Annotated in this window: 10 protein-coding genes; all 10 read left to right on the top strand. The window is 66.2% G+C overall.

What is annotated here, in order from left to right:
• The first annotated feature begins 295 nt into the window (after window positions 1-295).
• The 10 genes from rpmF (at window position 296) to era (ending at window position 10318) form a co-directional block, all read left to right on the top strand.
• Window positions 296-478: a 50S ribosomal protein L32 gene (gene rpmF / locus ACT6Y9_RS02470; RefSeq protein ID WP_295479756.1), complete on the top strand. Its 183-nt coding sequence runs from the start codon at window positions 296-298 to the stop codon at window positions 476-478.
• Between the two features lie 322 nt (window positions 479-800).
• Entirely contained in the window at window positions 801-1799 is a 999-nt protein-coding gene (locus ACT6Y9_RS02465; RefSeq protein WP_443743391.1) for a beta-ketoacyl-ACP synthase III, read from the top strand.
• Window positions 1800-1849: 50 nt separating this feature from the next.
• A complete protein-coding gene (gene fabD / locus ACT6Y9_RS02460) occupies window positions 1850-2788 on the top strand; it encodes an ACP S-malonyltransferase (RefSeq protein ID WP_295479728.1) in 939 nt (312 codons plus the stop codon).
• 52 nt (window positions 2789-2840) lie between these two features.
• Window positions 2841-3608 (top strand): 3-oxoacyl-ACP reductase FabG, encoded by a 768-nt coding sequence (gene fabG / locus ACT6Y9_RS02455; protein WP_295479730.1) that lies wholly within the window; start codon window positions 2841-2843, stop codon window positions 3606-3608.
• A gap of 127 nt (window positions 3609-3735) precedes the next feature.
• Window positions 3736-3975: an acyl carrier protein gene (acpP, locus tag ACT6Y9_RS02450; protein ID WP_295479732.1), complete on the top strand. Its 240-nt coding sequence runs from the start codon at window positions 3736-3738 to the stop codon at window positions 3973-3975.
• A gap of 190 nt (window positions 3976-4165) precedes the next feature.
• The gene (fabF, locus tag ACT6Y9_RS02445) at window positions 4166-5407 is read left to right on the top strand and encodes a beta-ketoacyl-ACP synthase II (protein ID WP_443743390.1); all 1242 of its coding nucleotides are present in this window, start codon (window positions 4166-4168) and stop codon (window positions 5405-5407) included.
• A 323-nt stretch (window positions 5408-5730) separates the two neighbouring features.
• Window positions 5731-7524 (top strand): translation elongation factor 4, encoded by a 1794-nt coding sequence (lepA, locus tag ACT6Y9_RS02440; RefSeq protein ID WP_295479736.1) that lies wholly within the window; start codon window positions 5731-5733, stop codon window positions 7522-7524.
• A 64-nt stretch (window positions 7525-7588) separates the two neighbouring features.
• The gene (lepB, locus tag ACT6Y9_RS02435) at window positions 7589-8479 is read left to right on the top strand and encodes a signal peptidase I (RefSeq protein WP_443743389.1); all 891 of its coding nucleotides are present in this window, start codon (window positions 7589-7591) and stop codon (window positions 8477-8479) included.
• Window positions 8480-8543: 64 nt separating this feature from the next.
• Entirely contained in the window at window positions 8544-9227 is a 684-nt protein-coding gene (gene rnc, locus ACT6Y9_RS02430; protein WP_295479740.1) for a ribonuclease III, read from the top strand.
• Window positions 9224-10318, top strand: coding sequence for a GTPase Era (gene era / locus ACT6Y9_RS02425; RefSeq protein WP_443743388.1), 1095 nt, complete (start codon window positions 9224-9226; stop codon window positions 10316-10318). The genes rnc and era overlap by 4 nt, the downstream gene beginning before the upstream one ends.
• The last annotated feature ends 139 nt before the right edge of the window (window positions 10319-10457 follow it).

Raw genomic sequence — 10457 nt, 5'->3', positions numbered from 1 at the left:
GCGCAACCTTGCCAAGGTTGAGGTCGCGAGTTCGAGACTCGTCTCCCGCTCCAGAATTCCAGAAAAGGGGAGGCCGAAGGGCTTCCCCTTTTCGTCATGCCGGACAGCCCGGCCGGATGCAAAAACTTCCGCTTCCGGACCGCAGCACGTCCCGAAGATTTGGTAAAATCCGCCGCTTGCTGCATGTCCCTCTGAGGGAGATGCGGTGCAATCATGGAATTCCGTGTTCTGGAACGAGTGCCTGGTCACGGAAGAATTTTTTTCGACACTCGCTTATACCTACGTGGGGTTTGCCATGGCTGTTCAGCAGAATAAGAAATCGGTCGCCCGTCGCGGCAATCGCCGTGCTCATGACTTCTTGAAGAATCCTCCGACGGCTGTCGAAGCGACGACCGGCGAAGTGCATCGCCGTCATCACATCAGCCCGTCCGGCTTCTATCGCGGCAAGAAGGTCATCGCGACGAAGCAGGACGAATAAGTCCGGCTTGTTGACGCCGCCGAAGCACCGCACCGCTCACCTGAGTCACCTCGCGCGAAGATGCCGCGCACCCCACGGTGATTGAGCTCGACGCACAGGATCAGAAGAGCGTTCCGGCGGAAGACTCGAAGGCCAAGAGTCGAAGAACGACGGCGTACGGCGCGAACGAAGGAAGGGAGTCTCTCAGAGGGGCTCCCTTTTTTCATGCCCGCAGACATGCGCAAAGGCTACGCCGTTGGGGCTACCATGCGGCCGCTCTAGAGCCCGGAGGCGCCGTGTAATATCCTCTGCTTGAAGAAAAACATCAGGGAAAGGACCACACATGAGCATGTACTCGCGCATTGCGGCGACGGGCTCCGCGCTTCCGAAGACGCGCGTCACGAACGAGGATCTCGCGCGGCGCCTCGCCGCCATGGGCATCGAGACGACGGACGAATGGATCCGCACGCGCACCGGCATCGAGGCGCGGCGCTTCGCCGACCCCGCTGCGGGTGAAACGACGACGAGCCTTGCGGCCGCCGCCGCCCGCGAGGCGATGGAGCGCGCCGGGTTTGAGCCCGATACGGTGGACCTCATCATCGTCGCCACCACCACGCCCGACATGGTCTTTCCCTCGACCGCCGCCCGCGTGCAGTCGATCCTCGGCTGCGCCGGATGCGCGGCCTTCGACGTGCAGGCGGTCTGCGCGGGCTTCATCTACGCCCTGAACGCCGCCGACGCGATGCTGCGGGCCGGCCCCTACAAGCGCGCGATCGTCGTGGGCGCCGAGACGATGTCGCGGGTGATCGACTTCCGGGACCGCTCGACCTGCGTCCTCTTCGGTGACGGCGCGGGCGCCGCGGCCCTCGAGGCGAGCGACGCTCCCGGGATCCTCGCCGCGCGCATGTACGCCGACGGGCGCCACGACGAAAAGGTCCTCGGCCTCACCGCCCGCATCTCGGGTGGGACGCTCGAAGGCTCCCCCTACATCAACATGGACGGCCGTCAGGTCTTCAAGCTCGCCGTGGACGGCCTCACGGGGTCTGCGGAGGAAGTTGCGAAGCTCGCGGGCGTTTCGCCCTCGGAAGTGAAGCTCTTCGTGCCGCACCAGGCGAACCTGCGCATCATGTCGATGGTCGCGAAGAAGCTCGGCATCGCCGACGAGGCGATGGTGAAGACCGTCAGCGAACACGGCAACACCTCAGCCGCCTCGGTGCCCCTCGCGCTCGACGCGGCCGTGAAGGCCGGGCGCGTCAAGACGGGCGACCTCGTGCTGCTGCAGGCGGTCGGCGCCGGCATGGCCTGGGGGTCGGCGATCCTCAAGTGGCGCGCCGACCGCTGAGGTCCCGCAGAACCTCCGTCAAGAATCATTCAGTACCAAAGGAACCACTCATGCGCCTCGCATTCGTTTTCCCCGGCCAGGGGAGCCAGACCGTCGGGATGCTTTCGGGCTTCGCCGGCAACGCCGTCGTCGAGGACCATGTCCGTCGCGCCGATGAGGCGCTCGGATTTCCGCTCTCGAAGCTCATCGCCGAAGGGCCCGCGGAAACGCTCGGCCTCACGGTGAACACGCAGCCCGCGCTTTTGACGACCTCGGTCGCCTTCTACGACGCCTGGCGCGCCGCGGGCGGTCCGGAGCCGGAAGTGATGGCCGGCCACTCGCTCGGCGAATATTCGGCGCTCACCGCCGCGGGCGCCTTCGACTTCGAGGAGGCCGTGCGGCTCGTGCGCTTCCGCGCCGAGGCGATGCAGTCCGCCGTCCCCGTGGGCGTGGGCGGCATGTGCGCCGTGATCGGGCTCTCCGACGAAGACGTCGAGGCGTGCTGCTGCGAAGCGTCCGCGGTCGGTCCCGTCGAGGCGGTGAACTTCAATTCGCCCGGTCAGGTCGTGATCGCGGGCGAGAAGGCCGCGCTCGCCAAGGCCATTGAACTCGTGAAGGCGAAGGGCTGCCGGCGCGCGATCGAGCTCGCCGTCTCCGGCCCCTTCCATTCGAGCATGCTCAAGCCCGCCGCCGAGAAGCTCGCGGCGCGCCTCGCCGAAGTGGTAGTCCGCGCGCCCCGGATTCCCGTGATCGCGAACGTCGATGCGGCGCCCCACGGCGACCCCGAAGCGATCCGCCGCGCCCTCGCGCTCCAGGTCGCCTCGCCCGTGCAGTGGGTGAAGACCATCCGCGCGATGGCCGATCAGGGCGTCACCGACGTCGTCGAATGCGGTCCGGGGAAGGTCCTGCAGGGCCTCATCCGCCGCATCGCGCCCGAAATCCGCTGCACGGGGTTCTCCGACGAGGCGACGCTCGCCGCCGCCCTCGAGAAGATCCGTGCGGCCGAATGAGTGAACACGATTGAACGCCCTTCCAAACAGCAAGACAGCAACAGGTGAAGAGATGGAGAAGATGATTTTTGCGGCCGACGCCCTCGCCGGTCAGGTGTGCCTCGTCACGGGCGCTTCGCGCGGCATCGGCGCGGCGGTGATGGAGGCCTTCATGAAGGCGGGCGCCTACGTGGTCGGCACCGCCACCTCGGAGGCGGGCGCCGCGGCGATTTCCGAGCGCGCGGCCGCCCTCGGCGGCGCCGGGCGCGGCGTCGTCCTCAACGTCTGCGACGCGGCCGCCTCGCAGAAGCTCGTGGACGACGTCGTGGCGGAAAAGGGCCGCATCGACGTGCTCGTCAACAACGCGGGCATCACCAAGGACACGCTCGTGATGCGCATGAAGGACGAGGCCTGGGCCGACGTCATTGAAACCGACCTCACCGCCGCCTTCCGGCTCGCGCGCGCCTGCGTGCGTCCGATGATGCGCCAGCGCTCGGGCCGCATCATCTCGATGGGTTCGGTCGTGGGCGCCATGGGCAACGCCGGGCAGGTGAACTACGCCGCCGCCAAGGCGGGCCTGATGGGCATGACCAAGGCGCTCGCGCGCGAAATCGGCTCGCGCGGCATCACGGTCAACTGCGTCGCCCCGGGCTTCATCGACACGGACATGACGAAGGACCTGCCCGAAGCCCACCGCGAGGCGCTCGTGAAGCAGATCGCGCTCGGCCGCCTAGGCTGTACGGATGACGTCGCCAACGCCTGCCTCTACCTCGCCTCCCCCGCGGGCGCCTACGTTACGGGCGTCACGCTTCATGTGAACGGCGGAATGTTTATGGGTTAGTGATTGGCGCATGACGGCCGCCGGCCTCTGCTAAAATCAACCGCTAATCCTTTTTTCAACCCTGCATGCTCCTGAGCACGGGGTACCCTTTACGAGAGATCAACCCCCTTACGGAGTGAAGAACAAAATGGACGAAATCGAACAGAAGGTCAAGAAGATCATCGCTGAACAGCTCGGCATCAAGGAAGAGGACATCAAGAACGAGTCCTCCTTCATTGAAGACCTCGGCGCCGACAGCCTGACCACCGTTGAAATGTCGCTCGCCCTCGAGGACGCCTTCGGCATCGAAATCCCCGACACCGAGCAGGAGAACCTCCGCACGGTTCAGCAGGCCATCGACTTCGTGAAGGCCGCCGTCAACAAGTAATTCATGACGGCAGGGCCGGGGCGCCTCCGCAGAGGAGCGCCGGACCCGTGAGCGAAACAAAAGGGCGGGACTCGGAGACGAGTCCCGCTTTGCATGCGGAGGCCGCGGTCTCGCGGCTTTGCGCTAATCCAGAATTCCGAGGCCTTGCAAAGGGAAGCGCGCCTCGGTCGATGAACGGAGTGATTTTGAGATGATGAACCGCCGTGTTGTTGTGACCGGTCTCGGCATGATTTCCCCGCTCGGGGCCGACCTGAAGACGAGCTGGGCGAACGCCCTTGCGGGAAAGAGCGGCATCGACCGCATCACCTCCTTTGACGCCTCGGAGTTCGGCTGCCAGATCGCCGGCGAGGTGAAGGACTTCGACGCGTCGAAGTACCTCGGCGTGAAGGAGATGCGGCGCTTCGACCGCTTCGTGCACTTCGGCGTCGCCGCCGGCCTGATGGCGCTCGAGGATTCGGGCCTTGAGGTCACGGAGGGGGAGGCGCCGATGGTGGGCGTCGCGATCGGCGCGGGCATCGGCGGCCTCGAGATGATCTGCGCGAACAACAACGCGATGGTCGAGCGCGGTCCGCGCCGCATCTCCCCCTTCATGATCCCCGGCTGCATCATCAACATGATCTCGGGCCAGCTCGCCATCATGAAGGGCCTCAAGGGCCCGAACATCGCCCACGTCACGGCCTGCTCGACGGGTCTGCATGCGATCGGCGAGGCGTCCTACATCGTCGCCCGCGGCGACGCGGACGTGATGATCGCGGGCGGTGCGGAATCCACCGTCTGCAAGCTCGGCATCGGCGCCTTCGACGCGATGCACGCGCTCTCGCGCCGCAACGACGCGCCCGAGAAGGCCTCGCGCCCCTTCGACCGCGACCGCGACGGCTTCGTGATGGGCGAGGGCGCCGGCGTCCTCGTCCTTGAGGAGCTCGAGCATGCGCGCGCCCGCGGCGCGAAGATCTACGCCGAGGTCGTGGGCTACGGCCTCTCGGGCGACGCGCACCACATCACGACGCCCGCGACCGACGGCCCCGTGCGCTGCATGCGCATGGCGCTCCGTCACGCCGGCATGAAGCCCGAGGACATCGACTACCTCAACGCCCACGGCACCTCCACGGCGGTGGGCGACGCCAACGAAGTGAAGGCGATCCGCGAAGTCTTCGGCGACCACGCCTCGAAGCTCGTCGTCAACTCCACGAAGTCGATGACGGGTCATCTGCTCGGCGGCGCTGGCGGCGTCGAGTCCGTCTTCTCGATCATGGCGGTCGCCGAACAGGTCTCGCCCCCGACCATCAACCTCGAAAACGTGGACGAAGCCTGCGCCGGGCTCGACTTCTGCTCCGAAGGCGCGCGCAGGATGGAAATCCGCGCCGCGATGAAGAACTCCTTCGGCTTCGGCGGCACGAATTCGACGGTGATCTACAAGCGCTGGACGGAATGACGCCTCTCCCGTGAGCTCCTCCGCGGAGGGGAGCTCACGCGGCGCAACGGATCGGGCGCGGCTCCCTCACGAGGTGGACCGCGCCCGAAATGTTTTGAAGGAGATCCACGCCGCGCGCGTGCGCCCGAGGGCAAATGCCCGCGCCCGCTCTCGGCTAAAATCATCGATTCCGGGGAAAATTCCGCTCATCCGCCCGGAAGGCCGCAGGACCTCCTTGAAAGCCGGTCCGGCCGTCTCCGCGCCCACCTCCATCCGCGCCGCGCACCGAATCTCCGCGCGGCGCTCCGACACTGCGGACGCCCCGCCGAACACTTACATCGACGATGCAGAACATCCGTAATTTTTCGATCATCGCCCACATTGACCACGGCAAGTCCACGCTTGCCGACCGACTGATCCAGCGCTGCGGAGGCCTCTCCGAGCGCGAAATGAGCGAGCAGGTGCTCGACAGCATGGACCTCGAGCGCGAACGCGGCATCACCATCAAGGCGCAGACCGCGGCGCTGCGCTACAAGGCGAAGGACGGCGAGGTCTATGAACTCAACCTCATCGACACCCCGGGGCACGTGGACTTCTCCTATGAGGTGAGCCGCTCGCTTTCGGCCTGCGAAGGCGCGCTTCTCGTCGTGGACGCGACGCAGGGCGTCGAGGCGCAGACGGTGGCGAACTGCTACACAGCGATCGACCTCGGCGTGACGGTGATCCCCGTCCTCAACAAGATGGACCTCGCGAGCGCCGATCCGACGGCCGCCGCCGAGGAAATCGAGGACGTGATCGGCATCGACGCGACGGACGCCATTCCCTGCTCGGCGAAGACCGGCATGGGCGTGGACGAGATCCTCGAGCGCGTCGTGCGCGACGTGCCGCCCCCGAAGGGCGACCCCGAGGCGCCCCTCCAGGCGCTCATCATCGACTCGTGGTTCGACAACTACGTGGGCGTCGTGATGCTCGTGCGCGTCGTGAACGGCGCGATCCGCCCCAAGGACAAGATCCAACTGATGGCGACGGGCGCGACGCACCTCGTCGAGCAGGTCGGCGTCTTCACGCCGAAGAGCAAGACCCGCGAGTCGCTCTCCGCGGGCGAGGTGGGCTTCGTGATCGCCGGCATCAAGGAGCTCAAGCACGCCCGCGTGGGCGACACGGTGACGCTCGCCCAGCGCCCAGCCGAGGAGCCGCTCCCCGGCTTCAAAGCCGTGAAGCCCCAGGTGTTCGCGGGCCTCTTCCCCGTGGAGTCGAACCAGTACGACGCGCTGCGTGATGCGTTGACGAAGCTCCAGCTCAACGACGCGGCGCTGCGCTTCGAGCCCGAGAGCTCCCAGGCGCTCGGCTTCGGCTTCCGCGCGGGCTTCCTTGGGCTCCTCCACATGGACATCGTCCAGGAGCGCCTCGAGCGCGAATACAACATGGACCTCATCACGACCGCCCCGTCGGTGGTCTACGAGGTCCTGATGACCGACGGCGAAGTGATCCACGTCGAGAACCCCTCGAAGCTCCCGCCCGTGGACAAGATCGAGGAGATCCGCGAGCCCGTGGACACCGTGACGATCTTCGTGCCGAACGAATTCGTGGGCGCCGTGATGAAGCTCTGCCAGGAGAAGCGCGGCGTGCAGACGAACCTCGCCTACCACGGGCGCCAGGTGCATCTGACGTACGACCTGCCGCTCGCCGAGATCGTCCTCGACTTCTTCGACCGCATGAAGTCCCTCACCCGCGGCTACGCCTCGATGGACTATGAGTTCAAGGAGTACCGCGCGGCCGACGTCGTGCGCGTGGATGTGCTCATCAACGGCGACAAGGTCGATCCCCTCTCGGCGATCATGCACCGCTCGAACGCCGTCCCGCGCGGGCGCGAGCTCGTGCAGCGCCTGCGGAGTCTCATTCCGCGCCAGATGTACGAGGTCTCGATCCAGGCGGCGATTGGCGCGAACATCATCGCCCGCGAGAACGTCAAGGCGCTGCGCAAGAACGTGCTCGCGAAGTGCTATGGCGGCGACATCACCCGCAAGCGCAAGCTCCTCGAGAAGCAGAAGGCCGGCAAGAAGCGCATGAAGCAGGTCGGCAGCGTCGAGATCCCGCAGGAGGCGTTCCTCGCCATCCTGCAGACGGAAGACAAGTAATCCCCGACCGCGGGACCGGACGACCTCCGGACCCGCGGACACTCACTTCGCTGAGAAGAACGACATGAACTTCGCTCTGATTCTTTTCCTCCTCACTGTCGTCACGGGCGTCTTCTGGGTGCTCGAGCGCGTGACGTTCCTCCCGGCCCGCAAGAAGAAGGCCGAGGCGGCCGCCTCGGCCTTCGAAGCCGCGAACCGCGAGGCCCTCGGGCGCGGCGAAGCGTCCGTCACGGACGAGTTTCGGGCGCTGCGCGCGAAGATCCTCCGCCAGCCCTGGTGGCTCGAATACACCGCGGGGCTCTTTCCCGTGATCCTCGTGGTCTTCCTGCTGAGGAGCTTCCTCTTCGAGCCCTTCCGCATCCCGTCGGGCTCGATGCTCCCGACGTTGCACGTGGGCGACTTCATCCTCGTCAACAAGTACGACTACGGCGTGCGCCTTCCGGTGCTCAACACCAAGGTGATCGAGGTCGGGAGCCCGCAGCGCGGCGACGTCGTGGTCTTCCGCTACCCGATGGACGAGAACGTGGACTTCATCAAGCGCATCGTTGGCGTCCCGGGCGACCGCGTGGAGTACCGCGACAAGGTCCTCTACATCAACGGCGTCGAGCAGAAGCAGTCGCAGCCGCGCGACTTCATCGACGAGACCTCGATGGTGACGCTCGACGAGCGCGACGAGGACCTCTCGGGCGTCACGCACCTGATGGCGCTCGACCACCGGCGTCCGGGTTGGGTGCCGCTACAGGCCGTGATGAAGAAGGAGGAGGGCTGCAGCTACAACAACCGCGGCTTCGTCTGCACCGTCCCCGCGGGCAAGTACTTCGCCATGGGCGACAACCGCGACAACAGCGAGGACAGCCGCTACTGGGGGTTCGTGCCCGATGAGAACCTCGTGGGGCGCGCCGTCTTCATCTGGGCGAACTTCGGCGACATGAGCCGCATCGGCTCCTTCCGCTGACTCCGGAACGACGGAAGTTCATTCTGGACCCGAAACCATAAAAGCAGAAAACCAAAGAAAGAAAATGCTGCCCTTGTCTCAACTTGAGGAACGGATCGGCTACGAATTCACCGACAAGAAGCTGCTGCGGCGTGCCGTTACGCACCGCAGCTTCGCCGCGGAGCACAACGAGCGCCTGGAGTTTCTCGGCGACTCGGTCTTGAACTGCGTCATCGGCTATGCGCTCTTCCTGCGCGACAAACACTTCAACGAAGGCGAGCTTTCGCGCGTGCGCGCGAACCTCGTCTGCGAAGGGACGCTGCACGAGATCGCGCAGCGCATCTCCGTTTCGGACTTCCTCTACCTCGGCGAAGGCGAGATCAAGACGGGCGGCACGCACCGCCCCTCGATCCTCGCCGACGCGATGGAGGCGATCTTCGGCGCGGTCTTCAGAGAGGCGGGGTTCGAGACCGCGCAGGGCGTGATCCTGCGCCTCTACGAGCCCATCCTCACGGGGCTCACCCCCGAGAAGATGAGCAAGGATCCGAAGACGCGGCTCCAGGAGCTGCTCCAGGGCGAGCACCTTCCGCGCCCCGAATACAACATCCTCCACACGATGGGGGCGGCCCACGAGCGCTCGTTTGAGTGCGAGTGCCGCATCGACGCCCTGAAGATCGTGACGACCGGGAAGGCGACGAGCCGCCGCTCGGCCGAACAGACCGCGGCCGAGGCCGCCTTCGAAGCCGTCAAGGAGCGCCTTCAGAAATGACCAACACTGAAATGAAGCACGAGGCGGCCGCCGCCGAAGTCGAAGACCAGGCTGAACTCGAGTCCGCCGCGCAAGCTGCGGCGCTCGAGGAGGACCTCGCCGAAGATGCCGACCACGAAGAACCGGGTGAAGCCCCGCAGGACTTCGAGCGCATGCTCGCCGCGGCGGGCGCCGCCACGGCCTTCAAGGTCCCCGAAGGCTTCCGCTGCGGCTACGTCGCCGTGGTGGGGCGCCCGAACGTCGGGAAGTCCACGCTGATCAACGCGCTCGTGGGCGAAAAGGTCTCGATCACCTCGAAGAAGCCCCAGACCACGCGCAACCGCGTCCTCGGCGTCCTCACCGAAGAGGACGCCCAGTACGTGTTCGTGGACACCCCGGGCTTCCAGACCAAGGTGAAGTCGCAGCTCACGCGCCGCATGAACCGCTCGGTGCGCTCGACCCTGGGCGAGGTGGACGCGATCGTCCTCCTGATCGAGTCGGGCGGCTGGCGCCCGGCGGACCTCGAGGTCCTCAACCTCATTCCGAAGGACGCGTCGAACGTGATCCTCGTCCTCTCGAAGACCGACCTCGAGAAGGACCGCAACGCGCTTCTGCCGCTGATGGCCGACTCGATGCGGCGCTTCCCCTTCGCCGCGATCGTGCCGGTTTCGGCTGAAAAGCACCGTCAGTTGAGCGACCTTCTGAACGAGATTAAGAAGCTCCTCCCGGAGAGCATTCCCTACTTCGATCCGGAGCTCTACACCGACCGTTCGCCGCGCTTCCTCGCCGCGGAGACGATCCGCGAGAAGGCCTTCCGGCTCCTCGGCGACGAACTTCCCTACGGCACGGCCGTGACGATCGACAAGTGGGTCGAGACCGAAGAAAACGGGAAGCGCTCGGCCGACATCATCGCCACCCTGATCGTGGACCGCGAGAGCCACAAGCCGATCGTGATCGGCGAAAAGGGCGCGAAGCTCCGTGAGATCTCGCGCTTGGCGCGCGCCGACATCGCCGAGCAGCTCGGCTGCCCCGTGCACCTCGAAGTCTGGGTGCGCGTGCGCCGCGGCTGGTCCGACGACGTGAAGGCGCTCAAGACTCTGGGCTACGACTGATCCGCCGGCAGGTCCGATGACCGAGGACGAGGCCTTCCGCCCCGCGGGCGGACGGGCGTTTCCCAAAGCCGCCGCCCGCAAGTCCGAACCCGCGGCGCTGCGGCCCGGCCGCTCCGTCGCGGGGGAGCTCCGCGCGGAG

Source organism: Sutterella sp. (genome assembly GCF_052272535.1).
Taxonomy (GTDB): domain Bacteria; phylum Pseudomonadota; class Gammaproteobacteria; order Burkholderiales; family Burkholderiaceae_F; genus Sutterella.
Note: the sequence above shows the minus strand (reverse complement) of the source record. Positions and strands in the feature narration are given on the sequence as shown.